General features: G+C 34.0%; 30 protein-coding genes. 28 read left to right on the top strand and 2 right to left on the bottom strand.

Annotation, left to right across the window (positions count from 1 at the left end; translation table 11 throughout):
- Window positions 1–21: 21 nt before the first annotated feature.
- The 3 genes from BR43_RS01720 (at window position 22) to BR43_RS01710 (ending at window position 3064) form a co-directional block, all read left to right on the top strand.
- Window positions 22–1080 (top strand): glycosyltransferase family 4 protein, encoded by a 1059-nt coding sequence (locus BR43_RS01720; RefSeq protein WP_034558824.1) that lies wholly within the window; start codon window positions 22–24, stop codon window positions 1078–1080.
- Window positions 1053–2072, top strand: coding sequence for a lysylphosphatidylglycerol synthase transmembrane domain-containing protein (locus tag BR43_RS01715; protein WP_034558822.1), 1020 nt, complete (start codon window positions 1053–1055; stop codon window positions 2070–2072). The genes BR43_RS01720 and BR43_RS01715 overlap by 28 nt, the downstream gene beginning before the upstream one ends.
- A 95-nt stretch (window positions 2073–2167) precedes the next feature.
- Entirely contained in the window at window positions 2168–3064 is an 897-nt protein-coding gene (locus tag BR43_RS01710; RefSeq protein ID WP_034558820.1) for an NAD(P)-dependent oxidoreductase, read from the top strand.
- A 65-nt stretch (window positions 3065–3129) separates the two neighbouring features.
- Here the strand turns inward: BR43_RS01710 and BR43_RS01705 are convergent, their stop codons facing one another.
- Complete coding sequence (locus BR43_RS01705) at window positions 3130–4332, bottom strand: pyridoxal phosphate-dependent aminotransferase (protein WP_034558818.1); 1203 nt, start codon at window positions 4330–4332, stop codon at window positions 3130–3132.
- Window positions 4333–4654: 322 nt separating this feature from the next.
- Here BR43_RS01705 and BR43_RS01700 point away from each other — a divergent pair, with 322 nt between their 5' ends.
- From BR43_RS01700 to BR43_RS01600, 22 genes are all read left to right on the top strand, one after another.
- A complete protein-coding gene (locus BR43_RS01700) occupies window positions 4655–4888 on the top strand; it encodes a YkuJ family protein (RefSeq protein ID WP_034558816.1) in 234 nt (77 codons plus the stop codon).
- A 220-nt stretch (window positions 4889–5108) separates the two neighbouring features.
- Window positions 5109–6395, top strand: coding sequence for a homoserine dehydrogenase (locus BR43_RS01695; protein ID WP_034558813.1), 1287 nt, complete (start codon window positions 5109–5111; stop codon window positions 6393–6395).
- 16 nt (window positions 6396–6411) lie between these two features.
- Window positions 6412–7278, top strand: a complete 867-nt coding sequence (thrB, locus tag BR43_RS01690; protein ID WP_034558810.1) for a homoserine kinase — start codon at window positions 6412–6414, stop codon at window positions 7276–7278.
- A 230-nt stretch (window positions 7279–7508) separates the two neighbouring features.
- Window positions 7509–7787: a hypothetical protein gene (locus BR43_RS01685; protein ID WP_051933772.1), complete on the top strand. Its 279-nt coding sequence runs from the start codon at window positions 7509–7511 to the stop codon at window positions 7785–7787.
- 578 nt (window positions 7788–8365) lie between these two features.
- Window positions 8366–8767, top strand: a complete 402-nt coding sequence (locus tag BR43_RS01680; protein ID WP_034558808.1) for a hypothetical protein — start codon at window positions 8366–8368, stop codon at window positions 8765–8767.
- A gap of 23 nt (window positions 8768–8790) precedes the next feature.
- Window positions 8791–9096, top strand: coding sequence for a hypothetical protein (locus tag BR43_RS01675; RefSeq protein ID WP_034558806.1), 306 nt, complete (start codon window positions 8791–8793; stop codon window positions 9094–9096).
- A gap of 40 nt (window positions 9097–9136) precedes the next feature.
- Window positions 9137–9814, top strand: a complete 678-nt coding sequence (locus tag BR43_RS01670; RefSeq protein ID WP_034558804.1) for a DUF5081 family protein — start codon at window positions 9137–9139, stop codon at window positions 9812–9814.
- Window positions 9814–10131 carry a hypothetical protein gene (locus BR43_RS01665; protein ID WP_034558801.1) on the top strand — a complete coding sequence of 106 codons (318 nt, stop codon included), beginning with the start codon at window positions 9814–9816 and terminating at the stop codon, window positions 10129–10131. The genes BR43_RS01670 and BR43_RS01665 overlap by 1 nt, the downstream gene beginning before the upstream one ends.
- Window positions 10132–11382: a hypothetical protein gene (locus tag BR43_RS18915; RefSeq protein WP_051933771.1), complete on the top strand. Its 1251-nt coding sequence runs from the start codon at window positions 10132–10134 to the stop codon at window positions 11380–11382.
- A gap of 9 nt (window positions 11383–11391) precedes the next feature.
- A complete protein-coding gene (locus BR43_RS01655; protein WP_034558794.1) occupies window positions 11392–11880 on the top strand; it encodes a hypothetical protein in 489 nt (162 codons plus the stop codon).
- 328 nt (window positions 11881–12208) lie between these two features.
- Entirely contained in the window at window positions 12209–12643 is a 435-nt protein-coding gene (locus BR43_RS01650; RefSeq protein WP_034558792.1) for a hypothetical protein, read from the top strand.
- Window position 12644: 1 nt separating this feature from the next.
- On the top strand, window positions 12645–13244 hold the full coding sequence (locus BR43_RS01645; protein WP_034558790.1) for a hypothetical protein: 600 nt from the start codon (window positions 12645–12647) through the stop codon (window positions 13242–13244).
- 300 nt (window positions 13245–13544) lie between these two features.
- Window positions 13545–14255, top strand: a complete 711-nt coding sequence (locus BR43_RS20395; RefSeq protein WP_245617794.1) for a deaminase domain-containing protein — start codon at window positions 13545–13547, stop codon at window positions 14253–14255.
- Window positions 14256–14269: 14 nt separating this feature from the next.
- The gene (locus BR43_RS01635) at window positions 14270–14656 is read left to right on the top strand and encodes a hypothetical protein (RefSeq protein ID WP_034558787.1); all 387 of its coding nucleotides are present in this window, start codon (window positions 14270–14272) and stop codon (window positions 14654–14656) included.
- A gap of 206 nt (window positions 14657–14862) precedes the next feature.
- Complete coding sequence (locus BR43_RS01630; RefSeq protein ID WP_211252890.1) at window positions 14863–15576, top strand: CdiA family toxin C-terminal domain-containing protein; 714 nt, start codon at window positions 14863–14865, stop codon at window positions 15574–15576.
- A gap of 10 nt (window positions 15577–15586) precedes the next feature.
- A complete protein-coding gene (locus BR43_RS01625; protein ID WP_051933770.1) occupies window positions 15587–15970 on the top strand; it encodes a hypothetical protein in 384 nt (127 codons plus the stop codon).
- Window positions 15971–16632: 662 nt separating this feature from the next.
- Window positions 16633–17127 (top strand): hypothetical protein, encoded by a 495-nt coding sequence (locus tag BR43_RS01620; protein WP_169741008.1) that lies wholly within the window; start codon window positions 16633–16635, stop codon window positions 17125–17127.
- Complete coding sequence (locus BR43_RS01615) at window positions 17093–17335, top strand: hypothetical protein (protein ID WP_034558782.1); 243 nt, start codon at window positions 17093–17095, stop codon at window positions 17333–17335. The genes BR43_RS01620 and BR43_RS01615 overlap by 35 nt, the downstream gene beginning before the upstream one ends.
- Window positions 17336–17352: 17 nt before the next feature.
- Entirely contained in the window at window positions 17353–17949 is a 597-nt protein-coding gene (locus BR43_RS01610; protein WP_034558780.1) for a pentapeptide repeat-containing protein, read from the top strand.
- A 165-nt stretch (window positions 17950–18114) separates the two neighbouring features.
- Window positions 18115–18246 carry a hypothetical protein gene (locus tag BR43_RS20545; RefSeq protein WP_281173939.1) on the top strand — a complete coding sequence of 44 codons (132 nt, stop codon included), beginning with the start codon at window positions 18115–18117 and terminating at the stop codon, window positions 18244–18246.
- Window positions 18247–18583: 337 nt separating this feature from the next.
- A complete protein-coding gene (locus BR43_RS01605) occupies window positions 18584–18808 on the top strand; it encodes a hypothetical protein (RefSeq protein ID WP_034558778.1) in 225 nt (74 codons plus the stop codon).
- 205 nt (window positions 18809–19013) lie between these two features.
- On the top strand, window positions 19014–20075 hold the full coding sequence (locus BR43_RS01600) for a polysaccharide deacetylase family protein (protein WP_034558775.1): 1062 nt from the start codon (window positions 19014–19016) through the stop codon (window positions 20073–20075).
- Between the two features lie 75 nt (window positions 20076–20150).
- Here the strand turns inward: BR43_RS01600 and BR43_RS01595 are convergent, their stop codons facing one another.
- On the bottom strand, window positions 20151–20792 hold the full coding sequence (locus tag BR43_RS01595) for a copper homeostasis protein CutC (RefSeq protein ID WP_034558773.1): 642 nt from the start codon (window positions 20790–20792) through the stop codon (window positions 20151–20153).
- A 247-nt stretch (window positions 20793–21039) separates the two neighbouring features.
- Here BR43_RS01595 and BR43_RS01590 point away from each other — a divergent pair, with 247 nt between their 5' ends.
- From BR43_RS01590 to dapG, 3 genes are all read left to right on the top strand, one after another.
- Entirely contained in the window at window positions 21040–21663 is a 624-nt protein-coding gene (locus BR43_RS01590) for a DUF3267 domain-containing protein (protein WP_051933769.1), read from the top strand.
- 159 nt (window positions 21664–21822) lie between these two features.
- Complete coding sequence (gene asnB / locus BR43_RS01585; RefSeq protein ID WP_034558771.1) at window positions 21823–23718, top strand: asparagine synthase (glutamine-hydrolyzing); 1896 nt, start codon at window positions 21823–21825, stop codon at window positions 23716–23718.
- A 77-nt stretch (window positions 23719–23795) separates the two neighbouring features.
- Entirely contained in the window at window positions 23796–24986 is a 1191-nt protein-coding gene (gene dapG / locus BR43_RS01580; protein WP_034558769.1) for an aspartate kinase, read from the top strand.
- Window positions 24987–25219 lie beyond the last annotated feature (233 nt).

Below are 25219 nucleotides of genomic sequence, written 5' to 3'. Positions count from 1 at the left end.
TGGGAAGTAGGAAAGTGAGAAATGATTAAAGTTAACATGTTTTCATCCGCAGATAAAGTGAAAGGACAAGGTGTAGGGAGCGCTTATTTAGAACTAATTCGTTTACTAAAAGAGCGAGCAAATGATGAGATTGAGATTACCATTAACAAATATGGAAAAACTCAACTTAGTCACTACCACACGATTGATCCACAGTTTTATCTAACCACTTTTTTTAAAAAGCGTTTTGGACGTCGAATTGGCTATGTACATTTTGTTCCCAATACACTAAAAGAAAGTATTAAATTACCAAAGATTTTTGAAAAAATACTCTATCGCTATGTAGTATCCTTCTATAAACGGATGGATCATTTAGTAGTAGTAAACCCTAGTTTTATTCCTGAGCTAGTGGCACTAGGAATTTCAGAAGAAAAAATCACTTATATTCCTAATTTTGTAGCAAAATCAACATTTTTTGCATATTCTCCAGAAAAAATTGTTGAGTTACGTAAACAGCATGCCATTGAAGATGGGCAATTTGTTGTATTTGGTGCTGGACAAGTTCAAGAACGTAAAGGTGTTTTTGACTTTGCAAAATTAGCAGAAGAAATGCCTGATATTAAATTTATTTGGGCCGGTGGTTTTTCGTTTGGAAAAATTACAGATGGATATGAACGCTATAAAAAATTAATGGATCATCCACCTAAAAATCTAGATTTTGTTGGAATTATTGATCGTGATCAAATGGTTGATTATTATAATTTAACAGATGTTTTCTTATTGCCATCTTATAATGAATTGTTTCCAATGTGTATTTTAGAAGCTTTTTCAACAGAAACACCAGTGTTATTAAGAGATTTACCTTTATATCGCCCTGTAATCGATGGCTACTATGCAGCCTGTGAAGATCGTGAAGCAATGCTGAGAGAAATCAGAAATTTAAAAGAGAATCCAGCAAATTATCAAGCGTTAAAAGAACAAGCTATTGTCGGGAATAACTACTATTCAGAAGAACGCTTAAACACGATCTGGATTGATTTTTATCAAAAGCAAGCTCTTGAGGGAGGGAATAGATGGATAGAAAGAACAAATGGGCGTTAGGAGTCATCTTAGTTATTGGACTCGGCATATTTGCCTGGGAATTTAGAAAACTATCATTTGCACAAGTTTGGCGTGAATTAATTAATTTAAATTGGATCTGGTTATTGATTGCACTATCTTGTATGCTGATTCATTGGGGAATCGAAGCAAAAATTCTTCAAGGGTTATTGCAACGGCATAATTCAAGTTATAGTTTTATTAACGCGTATCGAATTCCTTTGATTGAACATCTATTTAATGCGATTACACCATTCTCTAGTGGTGGACAACCTGCGCAACTAATGGCGCTGAAGAAAACAGGTGTAGATTTTGGTGTTGGTGGTTCAGTTTTATTGATGAAGTTTGTTGTTTATCAAGGAATGATTGTATTAAACTTTGTTAGTTGTGTCTTATTTGGGTATCAAGCCTTAAGTAATCAACTATCTAAACTATCCACATTTGTATTAATTGGATTAGTAGTCAATATTGGTGTGATTTCGTTATTACTTTTAATCACCTTTAAAGCAGTTTGGTTGAAGAAAATCATTCATTGGGTTGCCGGATTCCTAACTAAATTTATTGCTACAGAAAAAATAATGAAAATTGAAATCTCTCTTTTAGAAAAAGTTGATTCTTTTTATGAAGAAAGCTTATATATTCGTAGCCAACGTTCTTTATTGATTAAAACTAGTCTTTTAACATTTATACAATTGATTTTTTATTTCGTTGTCCCTTATTTTATTCTTAGAAGTTTAGGGATTAGTGAGATTAATATTTTAACAATTATTAGTTTACATGCGTTTATTATTTTAATTGTATCACTGTTTCCTTTACCAGGAGGAGCAGGGGGAGCAGAATATAGTTTTACTTTACTATTTGGTAGCTTTATTTTGAGTCCTGAAAAATTAGTTATTGCATTAATTTTGTGGCGTTTAATTACTCATTATACAGGCATTTTCATGGGAATTGCAGCATTGAGCATTCAAAGTCCAAAATCAAAGACAACAACTTAATAAAAATACTACTGAATTAATTTGATTCAGTAGTATTTTTTTGTAGATTAGCCTATACTTAAGTTAGAGAATTTAGAAACAAGGAGAGAATAGATATGACCTTACAAAAAATTGGATTTATTGGAACAGGCGTAATGGGAGCTTCAATTGTAAAACATCTTTTAAAAGCAGGATATTCAGTAAATGTATATAACCGTACAAAAAGTAAAACAGATGAACTAGTTGGTTTGGGTGCAGTTTGGCAAGAAACGCCAGAAGCTGTGACGAAGGCAAGTGAGATTATATTTTCAATTGTTGGCTATCCTCAAGATGTAGAAGAAATTTATTATGGTGAAACAGGAATTTTTAAAGGAGCAACTAATGAAAAGATTTTAGTGGATATGACTACAAGTACGCCTTCTTTAGCAAAAAAATTATTTGCTACAGGAGCTGAAAATGGAATTGAAGTGTTGGATGCTCCAGTTTCTGGAGGAGATTTGGGAGCTAAAAATGGTACACTAACGATTATGGTTGGTGGAACAGAAGTGGCTTATCAAAAAGTTGCACCTATCTTTGATGTATTTTCTGGTAAAGTAAAGCTACAAGGGGCAGCTGGAAGTGGACAACATACAAAAATGGCAAATCAGATTATGATTGCTGGCACAATGACAGGGATGACTGAGCTTTTAGTTTATGCCAATGCTGCCGGTTTAGATTTGGAAAGTGTGCTAGATACTGTTGGTGGAGGAAGCGCTCAAAATTGGTCATTGACTAACTACGCTCCTCGGATTTTACGAGAAGATTTCACTGCTGGTTTTTTTGTGAAGCATTTTGTCAAAGATCTAAAAATTGCTTTGGATGAAGCAGCAAAAATGGAGATTCAATTACCAGGAACAACGTTAGCAAAAGATCTTTATGAGAAATTAGAAAATCAAGGTCAAGGGAATGATGGTACGCAAGCGCTGATTAAACTATGGTGGCCTGATGGTAATAAGCCAGTAAAAGAAGAGTGATTTTTTTAAACCAATTAAAAGTAACCAAAAATCCCAGTGGAAATGGTCCACTGGGATTTTTGGTTTTAGAGAGTTCGACTACTTTCAAGTTCTTCTGATTTTTGACCATGAATATAATCGGTTAATCGTTCCATGGCAATTTCTAGTTTGTCCATATTTGCTGCGTAGCTTAATCGAACGTATCCTTCACCAGCAGCGCCAAAAGCTGATCCTGGAATAATTGCTAAACGATTTTTTTCTGCTAAATCAACACAAAATTCCATACTGTTTTGCAAATAACCTGCTGGAATTTTAGCAAAAATATAAAAGGCTCCATTTGGTTGAGCAATTTTAAAACCAAGTTTTTCCATCTTCCCTTGGATAAAATCGCGACGTTTCAGATATTCAGCTTTCATTGGTTGAGCATCGTTCATGCCGGTTGTTAAAGCAGCAATAGCCGCTTTTTGAGCCATAGTTGTAGCACTTGTTACAAGATACTGATGAACTTTAACAATTTGTCCAACTAACTCTTTAGGTGCTAAAATAAAGCCAATTCTCCAGCCGGTCATAGCGTGAGATTTCGATAGACCATTGATTAAAATCGTTTGTTCACGAGCATATTCAGCGATTGATACATGGGTATCTCCGTAAGTTAATTCACTGTAAATTTCATCGCTAATCACAAAAATATTGTGTTTTTTGACAGCATTTGCAATTGCTTCGACTTCTTTACGATTATAAGTAACTCCAGTTGGATTGCTTGGATAGTTTAAAATAATAGCCTTCACTGTAGCCCCATGTTCTGTAATAGCAGCTTCAATCATTTCCGGTGTCAAAACAAAATCATTTGAAGTTGTATCAATATAAACAGGTTCAGCTCTTGCTAAGGTAATTAAAGGCTCGTAACCAGGATAAATTGGTGTGGGTACAATGATTTTATCTCCTGGATTTAAAATAGCCAATAAACTAGCTGAAAGAGCTTCAGTTGCACCGATAGTGACTAAAACTTCATTCTCTGGTGCAAATTTTACATTATATTTAGTATGCATAAAACTTGAAACAGCTTTACGTAAACCTAAATCACCAGCCATTCCAGTATAATGAGATTCGTTGTTTTCAATTGATTGAATCCCTGCTAGTTTTACATGTTCAGGAGTGTTAAAATCGGGTTCGCCTAATGTTAATTTCAACATATCTTTAATTGAAGAAACACGTTCATCAAATTGGCGAATATCAGAAACCTTAATCTTGTATGTTTGAGAATTAAATCTGTCTGTTAATGAGGTCATCAATAAATCCACTCCTTTTTTTATACTATATCATCTAATTTAAATTAGTTTACCATAAAAATGAAGTCACGTATCAAAAACAAGTAAATTAATACTAATTTTTTCGGTGAAAATTAGTATTTACGTATTTTTTACTTGAAGTTCAGCTATCAAAGCAAATTCCCTTTTAAATTTTAGCAAAATTATTGAAAAGGGCTTAAAAAATTAACGGAAAAGTACTATAAATTATTTTTTTTTCATGAGAAACGAATTAGATTAATGCGTTTTACAATAAAATCTGTTAGAATATAAAAGAGTCAAGTTTGAAAGGGGCACAAAAACAATGAAATCTTCACAATTAGTGGCTATTGTCCACAGATTAGAAGCAATGCAAGAGAATACCGACAGTGAAGTACAAGTTCGTCGATTTGAAAAAGAAGGTCAAGAACGTTGTTTGATCAGTTATGATCCAAAAGCTGAAACCTATGAATTAGAAGAAGTTTCAGATCATTCGGTTTATCAATTTGATGACATCGACTTAATAGCAATTGAAATTTATGAATTACTACAAGATTAATTGAGAGTGGAAAGAGGCTTAGGCATCTTTCCTTTTTATTTAAAAAAATATAAAAATGAAAGAATTTCGTATTTACAAGCTACATAGAGACTTTTTTAATTTAGACTGGTGGAACGTTAGATAATTCGGTATACTTGATAACAATAGTGAGTGAGTAGAATAGAAAGAACAATCAATCATTTTATTTGTTAGAGTTTTAAAATAAGGGGGAATATAAGCAATGAAAAAAACGATTCAAGTGGGGATATTAGGATTTGGAACAGTTGGTAGTGGGGTTGTTCGGATTCTAAAAGATCATAATCAAAAAATTGGTCAAGTAACAGGTGAAGAAATCTCAATTAAGAAAGTATTAGTTCGTGATATTGAAAAAAATCGTGGATTGATTTCTGAAGGTGTAGAATTAACTACAAATGCAGATGATATTTTAAATGATCCTGAAATTGCTGTTATTTTAGAAGTAATGGGAAGTATTGATGTGGCTAAGGAATACATTAGTCGTGGGCTAAAGTCTGGAAAACACGTTGTGACAGCCAATAAAGACTTGATTGCTTTACATGGTAAAGAATTAGTTGCCTTAGCTAAAGAAAATAAATGTGATTTGTATTATGAAGCAAGTGTTGCTGGTGGAATTCCGATTTTAAGAACTATTGTAGATAGCTTGGCTTCAGACAATATTCAACAAGTTTTAGGAATTGTTAATGGTACAACGAACTTTATGTTAACGAAAATGACCACTGAAAATAAATCTTATGAAGAAGTATTGAAAGAGGCGCAAGATCTTGGATTTGCTGAAAGCGATCCAACAAATGATGTAGATGGCATTGATGCAGCTCGTAAGATGGTTATTTTAACTCGTTTAGCTTTTGGGATGCATGTTGATTTGGAACAAATTGAAACTCGTGGAATTCGGAATGTGAAATCTACTGATATAGAAGTAGCAAAACAATTAGGTTATAAAATCAAACTAATTGGCTCTGCAGAAGAAAAGAATGGGAGTGTTGCAGTGGATGTAGGTCCTGTATTGGTTCCTAAGAATCATCCATTAGCAGGAGTTCAAAATGAAAATAATGCAGTTGTTGTAAAAGGTGCTGCTGTTGGCGAAACAATGTTTTACGGTCCCGGTGCGGGAGAATTACCAACCGCAACAAGCGTAGTAAGTGATTTAATTACAGTCGCTAAAAATATTCGGTTGGGGACAACTGGAAATGTATTCAATTCCTATCAATTAGAGACAAAAATGACCCCAGACGAAGCAATTTATGCAAAATATTATTTAGCAATTGAAATGTTAGATAAAACAGGCTTGTTTTTAGAATTGACTAAGATTTTTGCTGCGAGTGATGTTGGTTTTGATAAAATTATACAAGAGCCTCAAACTGATCAAATGGCAAAAGTTGTCATCATTACACACCAAATGAATAAAAAACAACAAAAAGAAATTTTAAAACAAATTGATGCCGCTAAAGATATGAACTTATTGGTTCATTTCAAAGTAATGGAAGGTTAAGGAGTTTGGATAAATAATGAAAATTAAAGTTCCCGGAACAACAGCTAATTTAGGTCCTGGATTTGATTCTTGTGGTTTGGCATTACAACTTTATCTAACATTAGAAGTTGGTGATTCACAAGCAGAATGGGAAGTTATACATGAATTAGGTTCAGGAATCCCTACTGATGCCAGTAATGTGATTGTGACAACAGCTCTTTCTTTAGCGCCTAACCTAACACCTAAAAAATTATTGATGACTTCAGAAGTTCCTTCAACTAGAGGCTTAGGAAGCAGTTCTGCTGCAATTGTAGCTGGAATTGAATTAGCAAATCAGTTAGCTGAACTGAATTTGACTTCTGAGGAGAAAATTAAAATTGCCACAAAAATTGAAGGTCATCCAGATAATGTAGCTCCAGCTGTTTTAGGTGATTTTGTCGTTGCTGCAAAAATTGATGATGAAGTATTTGCTCTTCAACAGGAGTTTCCTGATACAGGTGTGATTGCTTTTATCCCACAAACTGAGTTGTTGACTAGCGAAAGTCGTAATGTATTACCACAAGAGCTAGTTTATTCAGAGGCGGTAAAAGCCAGCTCAATCGCTAATGTCATGATTGCAGCAGTTGCCAAAAATGATCTTTACCTAGCTGGAAAGATGATGGAACAAGATTTATGGCATGAAGTTTATCGCAAAGCATTAATTCCGCATTTGGAGGAAGTTCGTCAGTTAAGCAATTCACATGGAGCTTACGGTACTTTTTTAAGTGGAGCTGGACCAACAGTTTTAGTGCTGACCCCTAAAGATAAATTAAAAGAGATTATGAATCAGCTTCATCAAGTTGATCCAACAGCATTGATTCAAGAATTTGCGATTGATCGTCAAGGTGTTCAGGTTATAGCGTAAAATTCATTGGATAAATAGTTATTTAATAGTATATAAAAATATCACTAGTGTTGCATAAAAAATCCTTTGTACTGGTACTTGGATTAGTATAAAACAAAAATGACTATAAATAAATGGTTCATCCTGAACAGTTCAAACTACCTCATGCTTCTGAACACATTTTATGAATCAGCCATTCCTACCCTATGTTTTTGTGGGTATATGGACTTTGTTGCATTTGACCAAATGAAGTGGGAGGACTATTTTTTCGTTTCAAGGATCAAAAAAATACCGTCGTACATGTTGTAGAAAGTCTTGCTGACCCTAAGGATGAAGACTCTGATATACTTGGTGGAAAAGGGGATTTAACGAGTCTTTTACGTTTAATGACCATTCGTCGAAAAGGACGAGCTGATCTACGAATCATTACGAATGATGCCTTTAAGTCCACTGAAGAAATTGGGAATCTGTATGACTTGCGCTGGCAAATAGAGCTGTTTTTCAAGTATAGTATATCAAACAACACATGACGATCAAAAACTATTATTCAAAAACAGAAGTTGGTTTTGAAAATCAGTTGATTATAGCGATGATCGTTATCATAAGTAGTGAGGTTTTTTAGTAGACAAGGCTGTTATATAGGAATTAAGGAAAGAAATGGAAAGTACTTGAAGTGCTTTCTATTTTTTTTTGAAAGGAATTTAGTTTTAGTTTGGTATAAGAAGATTTGTAAGTTCTTGGATTAGGGTAGAAATATAAAAAAGCCACCTGATGGAGAGTCAGGTGGCAAAAAGGAATTGTCATGGCTGTAGATTTTTTAATCGTACAGACATGATACAAATCAGTTCAAAGAACTGACTTTGATCAATACTACTCTTTTAGTATACCCACAAAATGTGCAGAAAGTATGCTAAAAAGGGTCAAGAAGTTTGATGAATAGAAGAAGTAAATACGAGATAGCTCTTAAAGCCTCTATGGTTTTGAGAGCTTATTTTAGGTTATTTTTATAGAATATAAATTAAAATCATCAAAATAATAAAAAGGCGTGTAATTGTAGTAGTAGTTGTGATAATATATATATATAGTTATTTTAAAAGGAGAGAAGAGTATGTATTTTCAAACAGTGGAATACAAAGAAAAACGAGATGCGTATGAATCCTTAGAAACAAAGCTAGCAACTCGATTTGATAACCAAACGAACTATTTAAAAGCGATTCAATCAATGGTTAGTAACGTGAATAAAATGAACTTTTCGGCAGAGTCTGAGGGTCTTCCTAATCAAGATTCAGTCGATAAATTTATGGAATTAAATGGAGAGCTTTCGAGTTTAGTTGATGTCCAGCATCGACAAGCTGAGTCACTTTACTATGCTTCTACAGTAGCGAGAGAGAAATATGAAGAATACAGTGGGCTTTATCAGGCAGAAAAGAAACGTGAAGAAGACTATAATGCAGAAGAAGCGAGAAAAGCAGAAGAGAAAAAGCGTGAGGAACGTGAAAAAATGAACTAAAACAGATTCGGAAAGGAGAACAGATGAGTGATGTAAGAATTAAAGGAGGGGCATTAGCTGATGCAATTGCTACTTCTAATGAGTTAAAAGAAGCCTTGCACCAATCTTTGAAAACGATTCATACCTTAGAAGGCATTTCATCAGGGTCCAATCGTACCTGGACTGGAGAGTCAAAATCTATCTATTTAATGTACCTAAACATTTTATTGAAAAGCCATCAAAAACTTGAAGAGATTGTCAAGGTTCAAGATAAAGCCTTGCGAGCGTTGAAGAAGGATAGTGCCAGCATGGATAAAGGTGCCACTATGGCGACGATTCGATCAATTTGATGCATTTATAAAATAACGAACGTGATCAAGGAGGGGAAAGATGAAAAAAGATGTTTTTTCAGCACAAGAAGTATATGTGCTGATGGATATTTTAGGGGGAACTGAGTTATTTGGATTCCCAGAACTGTATTTAGTTGGTTTAACGGCACTAGAAAGTAGTGAAGTTGGGGTTGAAAGACTACAAAAGAAACAGGTCGTTACGAAAGAAAACCAGTTAACCTCTATTGGAATGACTCTATTGAAAATTTTAGAACGTTATTGTGAAAGTGAAACGTATGTGATGGTTGAAAATCATTTCCTCGTTCCAGATGAAAAAGAAACGATTTGTCTAGAAAAAGTACAAGAAGGCTATCGACTCTCTGTTTTACCAGGGAAAGCGTTATTAGAAAAGTTGTACCATGAGTATGAGCTAGTTCGACGAGAAGCAACTGAGGAAGAATTGACATTTAAGAAGCAACGCTTGCGTCGTTCAGAGTTGAGACAATTAGGTTTAGAAGAAGCGGAATTTAACGTAGCTCCACTTTCTATCGGGAAAGTTAGTCCGTCAGAATCTGGAATCAGCAAAGAAGAATGGGTCTTTTTTGAGTTAGAAAATCAACTGTACGCTGTCTCTCCTTCCGAAGAATATGTGTATAAAATGAGCCACTATTGGTTGACTCACTGGTTGGTAGAAGAATTAAAGGTATCCTATGAATTGCCAGAAGGAGTGACAGCCTAATGGGGAAAATTCAAGTTAATCCAGATGAATTAGCCGATATTCAAACCTCCTTAAAAAAAGCAGTGACGCAGTTAGAAGTTGCCTATAAAGCAGCAGAGAAATTAGAGCAGATTGATTTTTATGAAGCAGGGGATGCCATGGGACAGATTGGCATGTATCCAGTGTTAACACAGCACGTTGCAGGTTTGTTGGGACATTATCAACGAGTAGACGAGTATGTGAAATTTACAGGAGAGACCTTTGTGGAGCTGGATGAAAGTTTAGGAAGAGGAATCGACGAACCAGGGGAAAAAGTTCCTGGTGGGAGGATTTTATAGATGGATGTGGGGTATAATGAAGAAGACTGGTTGAATAAAATCCAAGCCACTCAATGGTTAGGCTCAGATGGTGCCAATGAAGAAGGCTTGTCTGTGGTTGAATTACTAAAGAAAGCGGCGAGAGAGATTGAGAAAGCCGAGGATGACATTGCGAGATATGACAAAGATTACGTCATCCGTTTAGATGTGCGCCAGTACCCAAGTCAGTACGATGTTTGGGGTGAAAAAATGTACTGGCTGCAGCAAGCTGTGACGAAGATTCCAGATGAATTGTCTAGTAGTATAGATTATCCTTTTTTACAAAGCATGGATCAATTTGTGGAAAAGCTCAGTCATTTTGATATTGCATCTGAAACGACACCGGCTAAAGTAGCGATTCCCAACCCGAATTATTCAGCAGATGGAATGGATCGAAATGGGTCGCTTCAACAGGTTAGCTTAACGGATTTAATGTACCGAAAAAGCCCACTGACAACGTACATGAAGGCTGAGTATCTTGCACTCCAACAAGAGTCGGGTGTAGGATGTACGTATGAGGAATATGAAGCGTTGGCCTTTGCGAGTACAGCGTTTGAGTACACGTCTTTCAATGAAAAGAAAACAAATTTAGTAGTCAATACCGTGGTAAATGGAGCGGTATTGGCTATCGGAGCGGCATTGCCATGGAAAATAGCGATGGGATTAGGTTTACTTTCTGGTAGTGTGAACAGTTATGAAGGAATCTCTGGAAACACGATTGGTGGCCGAAAGTTAAGCGGAAAAGAGCGCATTTTGCGTGGAGTATTTGGCACATTGGATCTTGCATTAGCGGGGTATAGTGGTGTGAAAGGGTTTAAGAATAGAGGGAGTAAGGTTCCTGAAGTTCCTGAGAAAGCTGGTGGGGCTGATGTTACAAAGCCTAATGTTGGAGTTGTGCAGTCAAGAGTAAATTTAGCAGAAAATCCGACTAGATTTAGCCCATCAAAAAATGCGGGGATGAAGCATGTCAGAGATAGACATTACAATCCTTCGAAAAATGCAGGACAGTTTACAATTCCTGAGTCAGATTTAAAAAATATATTGCAATCAAAACAAGTTGTAAACACACCTGTAAATCAGATAGAATCTGGAGGGTTCGAAAGAGTAATAGATATAGGTAAAAATGTTGGCACTGTTAAGCCTAGCTTAGGTGGTCAAACAACAACATGGATAAAGGTTATCACGGATAAAGCAGGGAATATAATTACTACTTACCCTGTACCCAAACCTTAGGAGGAGAATATGAAAGAAGATATTTTAGCCATTTACAAAAAATTTGAAACCAATAATTTGAATAGGTTCTTTGATGACCTTATTGGATATGTGAACAAGTATTATTCTGTGTTTTCAAAATATACATCTATAGATTACCTAGATGCAATAACGAGAGTGGATTCTGTAGGTTTAATTCTAGGTCATTCTGATGACAATTTTGAAATAGCTATCCCTTTTTATACAAATAAGGTTATAGAAGGTTTAAGTGAAGAAGAACTTTCTAATCAAGTCTCATCATTGATATGGGATTTAAGTGCTTACATGACAGAAGAGTTATGTCCTAGCTGTAATGATAGTAATTTACGATTAACAACAATGGTTAGTAAAGAGGATATATTGGTTAAATTTTGTGATGAATGTTTGTATACGGGAATTAGAAATGAACATGTAGAAATTGAAGAAGATCTTGTTCCAGCACCAAAAAAAATGGTAGAAGTATATTTAAGTGGAAAATAAGAAAAATACTAGGACAACTTGATTGTTTGCTATTCACTAATTCAGTTTTTTCTCCACTATTTTGCTAGATTCTGAGGATTAGGTAGAAAAGGTTTGAAAGAACAAATTCAAATATTAATGCAAGCGGTGGGCATGTTATGCTGAAAAGGCTCGAGGGACAAGTCAAGGTACTAGCTATTTCATGAGTTTTTCAGATACTATCAAAAGCACATACCCAATAAAGAAAGTTAATAGCGATGTTAGGAGAGCCTAGCGGACTATTGACTTTCTTTACAGTGTTCTCTTTCTTCAGCGCTATCGGAGCCGCATTGCCGCGGGGTATAGTGGTGTGAAAGGGTTTAAGATTAGAGGGAGTAAGGTTCCTTCTAAGAAAGCTGGTGGGACTGATGTTACAAAGAACTCAAAAAATAGTATTCAATACCAAAAGTATAAAAATGAGTTAATGAAAGGTGATATACTCGAAAACTCAAAACCTATTATATCTGGTTCTGATTTAAAAGATCCTAAGGTAGTTTCTGAACTTACTAAGGATGGAAGTTCCATGTCAGACTGGGCGAAAATGGAGTCAACATATAGTTATGAAACGTCAATGGGGAAAGGAAAGATTCACTATTATCAGAATTTAAAAACTGGTAAAAGTAGTTTTTATGATGTGAAAATGAAAGTACCAATTCCTAAAGACCTTAAAATTAGGAATGGGCTTACTGATGATTTTTGGATTATAGACTTAGATAATAATTTTATACCAAAGGGGGTTAGATAATATGATTGTAAAAGTAATTTCTAACAAAGCAAATAGAGATATTACTATTAATAAACTCTATCCAGTTCTTATAAAAAAAGAAAATGAAATTAGAATAGTTGATGATTTTGGAGGATTATCAATATATGAACTTAAAGATTTTCAGGTTTACAAAGAAAATATTAGTTCGTACATTAAAGATATGACTTCATTAGTTTATGAGTTAGTTGATTATCCCACTTTTTTAGAAAATTATTATAATGACGACAAAAAAGCTAGAAATGATGTAGATAAGAGTCGATTAAAAATATTTAAAGAGGATTTAAATAAAGATGAGCTTATTGAATTAATTACATCAGAAGATTATTCAAGCTATGAAAAAATTATATTTATTGAAGTGGTAGAAAATAAAATAAATGACAATTCAGCCAAAGTATTAGCTAAATATTTTCAAAATAATCACAATATAGAATCAGAAATGTTGTTGTCTATTTGTAAACTTCTATCTAAGTATAAAAACCAAGAAGTTTATGATTTATTTTTAAATTTTATTAGCGATGATACAATTAATAATGATTCTATGCAAAATATAATTATTGAGTATTTCAACAATTATAATTAAAAAAGGCACTTTACTACCTGATTGGAGTCAGATAGTAAAGCCTTGATTAGTAAGAATGCACTCACTAATCAAGTTGCCAATTAGCTGTATTCATTGTAAAAAAAACTCATGATTTAAAAAAGAAACGATTGAACTTGGTCGTTTCTTTTTCTACTTATATAGCTCAATTTATAGCCCCTAGAAATCCAAGGAAGAGTATTTTCCGCTCCAACAAGAGTCGGGTGTAGGACCTATGAGGAATATGAAGCATTGGCTTTTGCGAGTACAGCGTTTGAGTACACATCTTTCAATGAAAAGAAAATGAATTTAGTAGTCAATACCGTGGTAAATGGAGCAGTATTGGCTATCGGAGCGGCATTGCCATGGAAAATAGCGATGGGATTAGGCTTGGTTTCAGGTAGTGTGAACAGTTATGAAGGAATCTCTGGAAACACGATTGGTGGCCGAAAGTTAAGCGGAAAAGAGCGCATTTTGCGTGGAGTATTTGGCACATTGGATCTTGCATTAGCGGGGTACAGTGGTGTGAAAGGGTTTAAGAATAGAGGGAGTAAGGTTCCTGAAGTTCCTGAGAAAGCTGGTGGACTTACTAAAACACAAAAAGTTGAGAATTTTCAAAAAAGAGGCGACAAATTAAGAGAGCAAATGCCAAATAAGCGTTTGAGAGCGGATGGAAATGTCGCAATTGCAGATGTACAAATAGATGGATTAAAAAATGAATATGTAGCTCATAGTGGAATTCATAGCGATTCTAGTAAGGGTTATGATTTAGCAGATTTTTCAGTTACTAAAGATAAAAAAGCTTTAACATCATATGTGGATGACAGGTTTCCAAGATTTAATGACACAGAAGCAAAAATTTTGGAGGATATTGCTTCAAAAATTGATTTCAACACTAAAGGAGTTATAGATTTATACACAGAATTACCTACATGTCAAAGTTGTACGAATCTTATATTAGAATTTAGATACAAATATCCAAAGGTAACGTTGAATATATATACTAAATATTAAACTGGGAGAAAAAAATGAACGAAAAAAAATATATTGAAGCTAAAGATTGTACCTTAGAAATTTATGAAGAATTTAGAAATGAGCAAAAATTTACGGAAAAGCAGTCAATAGATGCTACTTTTGAAGAATCAGTAATTCCAATGAGAAAAGATGAGTCAGAGTATGTTTCTGTATTTTTAAACCTTGCGATTTTAAGTTTAAAACAAAAGTTTATACCAGACTATATTTTTAGTAGAATAGAAAAAATAAAGAGCATTGGTTTAAAAGATTTATCATCAGATGATTTTTTATGCTATAAAACAGATTTAAGCAATTTTGATGATCTTATTTCAAAAGGAGATTTTGAAATTGATAGGGATGAAATGTATTCTCTAAGAGTTAATATGCTTTTAGGAGAGTAAAACGAAGCACTATAGTGAGAAATTATTTAAAGATAAATAAAATAAAAAAGGTGCTTTACCATTTGATTGGAGTCGAGCGGTAAAGCCTTGATAGTAAGCAAACACTCACTAATCAAGTTGCCACTAGCTAACAAAAGCTAGCTGTATTTATTGTACAAAAACTCATGATTTAAAAAAGAAACGATTCAACTTTTGTAGTCAATATAGTGGTAAATTCTGCTATATTGGCTATTGGAGCGGCATTGCCATGGAAAATAGCGATGGGATTAGGCTTGGTATCAGGTAGTGTGAACAGTTATGAAGCAATCTCAGGAAACACAATTGGTGGTCGAGAGTTAAGCGGAAAAGAGCGCATTCTGCGTGGAGTATTTGGTGCATTGGATCTTGCATTAGTGGGATATAGTGGTGTGAAAGGGTTTAAGAATAGAGGGAGTAAGGTTCCTGAAATTCCTGAGAAAGCTAGTGGGGCTGGGAATTTAAAAATTGGTGAAAATGCGAAAAATCATTTAAAAAATGTTGAAGGAATAAGTACCAAAAAAGGAATTAGTGGTGGGCATAATGCAGATGAGTTTTATAAAGCTTTACAGAGTCAAGGTATTAATGGAGATGATTTAGTCATTTCTAAAACCTCTCATCCAACTATTGATGGCGTTTATGAAGTAGAATATAGAATACCAAGAAAAGATATAACAGGAAATGTTGCGGACCCTGTTACTTATAAAAATGCGAGAGACCCGAAAACACTTTATGATCCATCTATTATTAGTGATGACAAAATGTATGAATTAGGGTCTGAAGCTATGCAAAATGGGAAGTTAATCAATGGAAGGATTGAAGGTACTGCTTCAAATGGTTTAAATTTTATTGGTTATCTTGATGAGTTTGGAAATGTAAAGAATTTTTATCCAATTTTGGACTAAGGAGAAAATAATGGAATATAGATTAATAACAAAAACTGAAGATATTGAAGTTCTTTTAGATGAAATTTTTACAGAATTAGGCATGAGAAAGAGAATAAAAAAAGTGTTGAAACATTTCAGTCTCAAAGAAGGGTGTGTTATTGAACGAAAAGCTATTTTATTCAAAGAAGATTTAGATGAATTTGATTTATCTCAGTTGAAAATCCCTTTAGATGATTGTCATATTTTGATTGAAGTTGATGCAATTGCGTCAACTATAAATGAAAATAGTCAAGCGTATCTTATGTTTACAGATTTTTATAATTATTTAGAAAGAAATATTAAAAAATATATCTCTTTAGATGATGAGATAAGTAGTCTATTGTTAGAAATAAAGCACGTCTTAAAAGTCTAATTGTCATAAGAGTGTTCTTTTATAATAATCGATAAGATTTTGAAGAACAAATTCAGATACTAATGCAAACGGTAGATATGTTAGGCTAAAAAGGCTTGAGGAACAATAAGGTAGATGCTATTTTGTGAGTTCCTCGGGCACTATTAAAAGTACGTGCCAATAAATAAAGTCAATAGCGACCTTAGGAAAGCCTAACGATCTATTGACTTTATTTATAGTGTTTTACGGACTAGAAGAGTCATTCTTATCGTTCTCTTTTTTTTCCGCTTCTTTTAGAAATTGTTTTATGACAAGTAACCTTCATAACTTCTATTTCGTCATCTGTCATATTAAATTTATTCTTTACAGCTTCAAGAATTAGATAAAGGTAGTTTATAAAGATGAGTCTAATAAGGTTCTGTTAGAATGTGTAGGATGTGGTTGGACAGAAGATATTGAGGGAGAAGAATATACAGGAGATTTTGGAAGAGTAGTTCCTGTAAAAGAAAAAGAAATTCAAAAATATATCAAATAAAAAAGGCACTTTATCACGAGACTGGTAATCAAGTAATAAATCCTTGATTAGTAAGCATAACCTCACTAATCAAGTTGCCACTAGCTAACAAAAGCTAGCTGTATTTATTGTACAAAAACTCATGATTTAAAAAAGAAACGATTCAACTTTGGTAGTCAATACAGTGGTAAATGGAGCAGTATTGGCTATCGGAGCGGCATTGCCATGGAAGATAGCGATGGGATTAGGCCTGGTTTCAGGTAGTGTGAACAGTTATGAATCAATCTCTGGAAACACGATTGGTGGCCGAAAGTTAAGCGGAAAAGAGCGCATTTTGCGTGGAGTATTTGGCACATTGGATCTTGCATTAGCGGGGTATAGTGGTGTGAAAGGGTTTAAGAATAGAGGGAGTAAGGTTCCTGAAGTTCCTGAGAAAGCTGGTGGGACTAATCCATCAAAAATAAAAAGAACTCAAACTGATTTGGATGATTTGGCTAGAGACCCATCACATAGTGGTAATATAACGAAAGGGTCAGAATTAGAGAGAGAGATTGGCTTAGCTCTAGAGGAAAGAGGAGATTTGGGACACATTGTAAGAGATAAAACCGCTAACGGTGGTGCGGAATTTATTGACACTGTTACAGGGAAAAAAATACGATGTTAAAAGTTTTATTTCTTATCCAAATGGTCATACTTCTCCTAAAAAAGGAGCTTTTACTTTAGATAAAGCAATGGAAAGTATAATGAAAGAATTAGATAGAAGTCATGATTTAATCATTAATACTACTAACTTGACTTCTAAACATAGAACTATTTTAATTAACGAATTAAAAAATAAGGGATTAATTGATAAAATCATATTTTATCCGTGAAATAGGAGGGAAAGATAATGAAAGTAGATATTGAAGAAAAAATAAAATCCCATGAAAAATATGTTCAAACTTTAGGGAAACAAGGAGAAGAACTAATATTAGATGAATTCCAATTTGAAAATGAAAATCTTGTTAATGTTAATCTTTCAGAAAGTTCTTTGACAGATTGCTCATTTGAAAATCTAAAACTAGAAAATGTAGATTTTTACGGAGCTAATTTATATTCATCTAGTTTTGCGAGTGCACAAATCATTCAAGGTGGTTATGTAAAAAGTAAGGCAGACTATACTTTTTTTGCTAGAGCTAATATAAATCAAACGAACTTTTTGAAAGCAGAATTACCAGAAACTGATTTTTCTGATTCTACCATAAAGAACAGTAGCTTTGTATCAGCTGATTTAAGAGATGCAAATTTTAGTAATTCTTTATTGGAAAACGTAGATTTCAAATATACCTGGTTTAAAGATACTATTTTAAAAAATTCAACAATTAAAAATCCTATAAATTTAAATGAGGCTGTTATAAAGTCAATTAATATAGGAACTGTGGAAGAACCTATAATTCTAGAAAAAGAACAAGCAGTTCAGTGGATGATTGATAATAGTAATAAGTAAAATAAAAAGGCACTTTACTATCCGAGTGGAGTCGAGCGGTAAAGCCTTGATAGTAAGCAAACACTCACTAATCAAGTTGCCACTAGCTAACAAAAGCTAGCTGTATTTATTGTACAAAAACTCATGATTTAAAAAAGAAACGATTCAAATTTTGTAGTCAATATAGTGGTAAATTCTGCTATATTGGCTATTGGAGCGGCATTGCCATGGAAAATTGCGATGGGATTAGGCTGGGTTTCAGGTAGTGTGAACAGTTATGAAGGAATCTCTGGAAACACGATTGGTGGTCGAGAGTGAATCGGAAAGATATTCTAATCGCGCCGTTTAATGGAATGGAGTCTTGATGTCCCTAAGGATAAATGATAAAAATTAAATAAAAATATAATTTATAAAAAATAAAAATCTTTAAAATAAGGAAAAAATGCAGAGGCTGCACCTTATTTTAAAGGTTCTTTTAGCTATTGAGAATTTGGATTTTTTTTAGCATTGTGCACAAAAAAATAGGTAAATAGACTAATTTAATGGTATTTACTTGAGATTTAACTAAATTTACTATATTGTAAAGTAAACGATTACAATAATATTAAATAGTTTATTTTAGATGTAGACTATATATAGAAAGGAGGGATAATTAGTGAAAGCTAGACTAGCGGAAGTAAAGAAATATATTGGAAAAGTTAAAAATCAGGAACTCTCAAAACTTGATGCATTGATTTGGCTAAGAGAACATTATCAAGAATTATCTCTCCATGATCTCTCGTTACTCACAGCTCTAATAGATCAACCACGAGTTTTTTATCAATTAGAAAGAGAGAAACTCAAAGTTTTTTTTGCTTCGCTAGAAGAGGAAGATAGATGAATTTAGAGGGAGTTTACTGAAATGAGTAGATTGAATCAATAAAAAACTAGCAAGGGATTACAGCGGATTGCTGAAATTGACGGTGTTAGTTTTTTATTTCAACATTAAATATCTATTGTTGTATAAAAAGAGTTATGCTATAATGAATAGAATTTATTATAAGTTGTTTTTACTATTTTTATTTAGTAAACGAAGGAGGTTATTTATGAAAAAATATAGAATGTTGTTAGGCGTAATTACTATTTTTATGTTAGTGTTTATTTCCAGTGAAATGGCTTATGGAGTGAACAATAAAAGTGAACAAGGGCTGTCTCATACTGTAGAGAAAGGAGAAACTTTGTGGCGGATTGCTAAAAAATATCAGATTCCAATGGAAGAAATTAAAGAATTAAATCAAATGAATACAGATACAGTGTATGCAGGTCAGCAATTAAAGGTAGCAGCTACAGAGAATAATTTGCCCAATACTAGTGGAATAGACGAAAGTGCTACCGAAACAACTACATATATGGTTCAATCTGGAGAAACTTTATGGCGTATTGCAACACGTTACAAAATGACTGTTAACGAATTGAAAAAATTAAATCAACTGGATTCTGATACCATTGTAGCCGGAAAAACACTTTTAGTAAAAAAAGCTGTGGAAATCGATATGATGGTGAAAAAAGATAAGGTCATTGCTTTAACTTTTGATGATGGTCCTAATCGGATGGTGACACCACGAATTTTAGATATTTTAAAACAAAATGATGTCAAGGCAACTTTTTTCGTTTTAGGAAATAGTGTCCAGTTGAATCCAGATATTCTTGAACGAGAAATAAAGGATGGACATGAAATTGGAAATCATACGTTTTCGCATCCAGTTTTAACGGATATTTCTTTGGAAGAAGCTAAGCAACAAGTGGTTTCTACAAATGAACTGATTCGATCAATTGCTGATTATCAGGTGAAATTATTACGACCACCATATGGAACAATTGATGATAAATTAATGGCCGTTTACCAAATGCCGATTATTGAATGGTCTGTTGATACTGAAGATTGGAAATCAAGGAATGCAGATGCTGTTTATAATGAAGTATTACAAAACTCTAAATCAGGTGCGATTGTGTTGATGCATGATATTCACCCAACTACAGCAGATGCATTAAATTCAATTATCCAATCTCTAAAAAAGCAAGGCTATCAGTTTGTTACAGTTAGTGAACTATATAATGGTGTCCTTTCTGGAAATAAAAGTTATTATCAAGCAAACGATATTCGATAAGTAAAAAGCTTCTGACTCTGCCACTAAGAGAGATATAGTGACAGAGCCAGAAGCTTTTATTTTCGTTCGTTCGATTTAAAATGTTCCAACTATTTTTGTTCCGTGAACTTCGTTTACACCTAATTCTGTAGCAATAAATTCTGCATTTTCAGAATGAATTCCACCACCAGGTAAGATAATGATACGTTTACCAGCGTAATCTACTAGTTTTTTTAGATGAGGTAAATGAGTTTCGATAGGTTCCTCACTTGTGCCACCATGAGTGAGGATACGTTGGACACTATGTTCCACTAACCAATCAATTGCTGCAAATTGCTTGGCTTCTGGAATAGCATCAAAAGCCATATGGAAAGTAATTTGTAAGCCAGCAGCAATTTCTAGAAGTTCTTCCATTGCATCTTCATCAATCCAGTTATCTGAAGTTAAACAGCCAAGGACAACTCCATCTACGCCTAATTTTTTTGCTTCAATTAAATCTGTTCGCATAATTTTTAATTCTGTATCATGAAAAACAAAGTTTCCACCTCTTGGACGAATGATTGCCATGACAGGAATCGATTTTTCAGAACAATAATGCATGGTTTCTTCCATCACTCCTGTACTAACGGTTGTTCCACCAACAGTTAAATTATCACAAAGTTCAACTCGATTCGCTCCACGAGCTAAAGCGGCAGGAATATTCGTAAAGTTTTCTACACAAACCTCTTTTAATAACACAAAATCACGCTCCAATAAATAAGATAGTTTTATTATAGCATAATTTTTCTCACGAAAAGTGAAACAAATTTCTATAGATTTATAAAAAAACATCCGATATACTATGTGCGTGCTTACATAGTATATCGGATGTGATTATCTCTTTTATTCAAGAGAATCATTTATTTAGAGAAGAGGAAATTCTTCTCTTTTTTTATTAAATTTTATACAATGGACTTATAAAGAGTTTGATGGAGGAGGAAAGAGGATGAAAGCTAATTTAGTTGTTATCAAAAAAGTTAATTTGTTTGCAGATACTTCACTAATTAATCAATTAAGTCGTGGCAGTCTGTTGATTTTTTGTATTGTTTTACTTTTTTCTGTTTGTTTATTTAAGCAACTGCCTGCAACCAGTCAAATAATCAGTCTCTATTTTAGTCAATTTGATTGGGCTGTTTTTAGTCAAATGCTGCTTTTTATTAGCAAATGGGTGATTTACAGTAGTGGTGCTTTTTTTATTTCCCTAATAATTCATGAAGGGATTCATGGTGTTTTTTTTAAAGTATTTGGGGCAAAAAAGGTTCAATTTGGTTTTAAAAGGGGAATGGCTTATGCTGGTGCGCCAGGAAGCTTTTATCGCGGATGGCAATTTTTAATTCTTGCTCTTAGTCCATTTTTGATTTTGACAGGAGTTTATTGGGTGATTGGACAACAGTTTCCTGTTTTTGCATTATTTTTATTTGCCTTACATAGTGCAGGTTGCATAGGTGATTTTTATTATGCTTATTTAGTTGTGAAGTATGGTTTGAAACTATGGATTGAGGATACGAATTCTGGACTGATTATTTATCGAGAAAGAAAAAGTGATTCTCAGCTAACCAAAAATTCATAAAAGTGTTTTCATTTTGATGAAATCTTCTTAACGAAAGTTTAAACAAAATATTCCCGTCGAATTGGTTGAATCAACAGTATTTGTTCGCTATAATAGGACAAGTAAATAAAAGGTGAAAATGAACATATATCTAGAATGATGGAAATGAGGAATCAAAATATGTGTGGATTTGTTGGATGTATTCATGGCAGTGAGACAAAAGACCATGGATTAGATTATGAAAAAACAATCAAAGAGATGAACAGCGTGATTGTTCATAGAGGACCAGACGATGAAGGGTTCTATTTTGATGATGATATCAGTTTTGGTTTTAGACGCTTAAGCATTATTGATGTAGAAAAAGGACATCAACCCCTATCTTATGAAAATGAACGTTATTGGATTATTTTTAATGGCGAAGTATATAATTATATTGAATTACGTAATGAATTAATTGCAGATGGTCAAACCTTTGAAACAGATAGTGATACAGAGGTGATTATTGGAGCTTATGCAAAATACAAAGAAAAAACAGCTGAAAAATTGCGTGGTATGTTTGGTTTTGTCATTTGGGATAAGCAAGAGAAAACCGTTTATGGAGCTCGTGATCATTTTGGGATTAAACCGTTCCATTATGCAGAAGAAGATGGCAATATTTACGTAGCATCAGAGAAAAAATCAATTTATCAAATCTTAAAGAAAAAAGAGATCAATCCTGTTGCTTTGCAGAATTATATGACGTTTCAGTTTGTTCCAGATCCAGATACACTGACAACGAATATTCATCGTTTAGCACCAGGTCATTATTTTACGAAGAAATTAAATGAAGACATGAAAATCACTCGTTATTGGGAAGCGACATTTGCGCCAGTGCAAAAATCAGAAGATGAATTTGCTAAAGCTATTAAAGATGTCTTGTATGACTCTGTTGAAAAACATATGCGTAGTGATGTAACGGTTGGTTCGTTCCTTTCAGGTGGAGTGGATTCATCAATTATTGTAGCGATTGCTCGCGAATTTAACCCAGCGATTAAAACAATCTCAGTTGGTTTTGAGCGTGAAGGATATAGTGAGATTGACGTAGCCGAAGAAACAGCGCAACGTTTAAATGTTGAAAATATTAGTGAAATTATCACTGCACAACAATTTATGGATGAATTTCCACGTTTTGTTTGGCATATGGATGATCCTTTGGCAGATCCAGCGGCAGTTCCACAATTTTTCCTATCAGAAATTGCCCGTAAGCATGTTAAAGTAGCTCTATCTGGTGAAGGGGCTGATGAAGTCTTTGGTGGTTATACAATCTATAACGAACCGAATTCATTGAAAAAAATTAATAGTTTGCCAAATGGATTGAAAAAAGGTTTAAATCATTTATCAAAAGTAATGCCTGAGGGAATGCGCGGTAAGAGTTTCTTGCAACGTGGGACAACGCCGATGGAACAACGTTATGTAGGGAATGCTAAGATTTTTGAAGAAGCTGAAAAACAAAAATTATTAGTCAATTATTTACCAAATCATCCTTACCAAGATGTAACGAAACCCTATTATGATCGCTCACAAGGGTATGATCCAATTGATAGAATGCAATTTATTGATATTCATACTTGGTTAAATGGCGATTTATTATTAAATGCTGACCGCACAACAATGGCAGCTTCGCTAGAATTGAGAACACCGTTCTTAGATAAAGAGGTTTTCCGTGTCGCACGTGAATTGCCATCTGATTTAAGAATTGCCAATGGTACGACTAAATATATTTTACGTAAAGCTGCTGAGAGCTTTGTGCCAGATAATGTATTGTATCGTAAAAAACTTGGGTTCCCGGTTCCGATTCGTCATTGGTTAAAAGATGAGATGAATGGTTGGGTACGTGGTATTATTCAAGAGTCGCAAACTGACCATCTGATTAATAAAGCCTATGTTGTAAATTTATTAGAGGAGCATTGTGCTGGGAAATTCGATCATTCACGTAAAATTTGGACAGTAGTGACCTTTATGGTATGGTACAAACTTTATGTTGAAACAGGGCAACAATTCTTAGTTGAGCCAAATAGTAAAGCAGTGATTCAATAATAATCAGTTAAATTTTAAAGAAGTACTTAAGTAGTGATACTTTGAGTGCTTCTTTTCAGTAAAAGGGCGGTTCCAAGATGAAAATTTTAGTACAAAAATTTGGTGGAACATCAGTTAAAGATGATGAAAGCCGAAATGCAGCGAAGAAACATATTATTCAAGCAGTTGAAGATGACTATAAGGTAATTGTGGTAGTTTCGGCAATTGGGCGTTTAGGGGATCCTTATGCAACGGATTCGTTACTTTCTTTAGTAGATGGAGATCAAAGTTTGCTAGATTTACGTGAACGTGATTTGCTTTTATCAGTGGGTGAGACGATTTCAACAACCGTTTTTACAAATCTTTTGAAACGCGAAGGCCTTTTAGCAAGTGCGTTTACAGGACAAGATGCGGGAATTATTACAAATGAGGAATTTGGGAACGCAAAAGTTGAACGAATTGAGACAGAAGCGATTTTAAATGCTTTTGAAACCTTAGATGTCGTTGTCGTGGCTGGATTTCAAGGAGTTAGTGAAGCAGGACATATTACAACTATTGGCCGAGGTGGTAGTGACACAACGGCAGCGTTGTTAGGAAAAGCTTTTAAAGCCGAACGAATTGATATTTTTACCGATGTTTCAGGAATGATGACGGCTGATCCACGATTAGTAAAGCAAGCAAAGTTTCTTGATGTAGTTAGTTATCAAGAAGTTAGCAATATGGCGCATGAAGGTGCAAAAGTCATCCATCCTCGTGCTGTTGAATTAGCGATGCAAGCTGGAATCCCATTGCGAATTCGTTCGACATATCAAACGGTAACTGATTTAGGAACCTTGGTGACCAATTCAGAGCAACAGGTTGGACATTACCGTTTAGTTACTGGAATTGCTCATGTTTCTGATTTAGTTCAATTTACGATTGAGACAGAAAATTATAGTCAAAAAATTATTTTTAGTTTGTTAGCAAATGCTAGCATTAGTGTTGATTTTATTAATATTTTTCCACATCAAGTGGTGTTTACTCTAGTAAAGCAAGAAGCGAAATTGGCTAAAGCTATTTTTGCTAAAGAGAATATTAACATAGCGACGTTGGAAAATTGTGCGAAAGTCGCTATTGTTGGAGCAGGAATTACAGGCGTTCCAGGAGTGACTTCAAAAATTGTAACAACCTTGACAGAGGCTGATATTGATATTTTACAATCAGCAGACAGTTATACAACCATTTGGATTTTAGTCGCGGGGGATCATTTGCAAACAGCAGTCTGTGCTTTACACGATACTTTTTTATAAAGAAAAGCTACATTTAAATAGGCAGATAAACGTTGGAGTTAGATGTTTATCTGCTTTTTTTGAGGATAAATAATGTTGCAGTTACAAAGATATGTCATAGGAAGGACTGAGAATTAGTACTTTAGTTGGAGGTGGAGAGATAGAGAGTCATGGTAAAATAAGTTTATCGAATGAAAGACAAGAACTTAGTAACTGTGATACTGATGGAAGCAGTTTCTGATGTTCCTAATTAT

The organism is Carnobacterium gallinarum DSM 4847, from assembly GCF_000744375.1.
Lineage (GTDB): Bacteria > Bacillota > Bacilli > Lactobacillales > Carnobacteriaceae > Carnobacterium > Carnobacterium gallinarum.
This window is presented reverse-complemented; position numbering and strand designations above follow the sequence as displayed.

Coding starts and splice junctions, on each gene's coding strand:
- BR43_RS01720 (WP_034558824.1), top strand. CDS start 22: ATGATTAAAGTTAACATGTTTTCATCCGCAGATAAAGTGAAAGGACAA.
- BR43_RS01715 (WP_034558822.1), top strand. CDS start 1,053: ATGGATAGAAAGAACAAATGGGCGTTAGGAGTCATCTTAGTTATTGGA.
- BR43_RS01710 (WP_034558820.1), top strand. CDS start 2,168: ATGACCTTACAAAAAATTGGATTTATTGGAACAGGCGTAATGGGAGCT.
- BR43_RS01705 (WP_034558818.1), bottom strand. CDS start 4,332: ATGACCTCATTAACAGACAGATTTAATTCTCAAACATACAAGATTAAG.
- BR43_RS01700 (WP_034558816.1), top strand. CDS start 4,655: ATGAAATCTTCACAATTAGTGGCTATTGTCCACAGATTAGAAGCAATG.
- BR43_RS01695 (WP_034558813.1), top strand. CDS start 5,109: ATGAAAAAAACGATTCAAGTGGGGATATTAGGATTTGGAACAGTTGGT.
- thrB (WP_034558810.1), top strand. CDS start 6,412: ATGAAAATTAAAGTTCCCGGAACAACAGCTAATTTAGGTCCTGGATTT.
- BR43_RS01680 (WP_034558808.1), top strand. CDS start 8,366: ATGTATTTTCAAACAGTGGAATACAAAGAAAAACGAGATGCGTATGAA.
- BR43_RS01675 (WP_034558806.1), top strand. CDS start 8,791: ATGAGTGATGTAAGAATTAAAGGAGGGGCATTAGCTGATGCAATTGCT.
- BR43_RS01670 (WP_034558804.1), top strand. CDS start 9,137: ATGAAAAAAGATGTTTTTTCAGCACAAGAAGTATATGTGCTGATGGAT.
- BR43_RS01665 (WP_034558801.1), top strand. CDS start 9,814: ATGGGGAAAATTCAAGTTAATCCAGATGAATTAGCCGATATTCAAACC.
- BR43_RS18915 (WP_051933771.1), top strand. CDS start 10,132: ATGGATGTGGGGTATAATGAAGAAGACTGGTTGAATAAAATCCAAGCC.
- BR43_RS01655 (WP_034558794.1), top strand. CDS start 11,392: ATGAAAGAAGATATTTTAGCCATTTACAAAAAATTTGAAACCAATAAT.
- BR43_RS01645 (WP_034558790.1), top strand. CDS start 12,645: ATGATTGTAAAAGTAATTTCTAACAAAGCAAATAGAGATATTACTATT.
- BR43_RS20395 (WP_245617794.1), top strand. CDS start 13,545: ATGAATTTAGTAGTCAATACCGTGGTAAATGGAGCAGTATTGGCTATC.
- BR43_RS01635 (WP_034558787.1), top strand. CDS start 14,270: ATGAACGAAAAAAAATATATTGAAGCTAAAGATTGTACCTTAGAAATT.
- BR43_RS01625 (WP_051933770.1), top strand. CDS start 15,587: ATGGAATATAGATTAATAACAAAAACTGAAGATATTGAAGTTCTTTTA.
- BR43_RS01610 (WP_034558780.1), top strand. CDS start 17,353: ATGAAAGTAGATATTGAAGAAAAAATAAAATCCCATGAAAAATATGTT.
- BR43_RS01600 (WP_034558775.1), top strand. CDS start 19,014: ATGAAAAAATATAGAATGTTGTTAGGCGTAATTACTATTTTTATGTTA.
- BR43_RS01590 (WP_051933769.1), top strand. CDS start 21,040: ATGAAAGCTAATTTAGTTGTTATCAAAAAAGTTAATTTGTTTGCAGAT.
- asnB (WP_034558771.1), top strand. CDS start 21,823: ATGTGTGGATTTGTTGGATGTATTCATGGCAGTGAGACAAAAGACCAT.
- dapG (WP_034558769.1), top strand. CDS start 23,796: ATGAAAATTTTAGTACAAAAATTTGGTGGAACATCAGTTAAAGATGAT.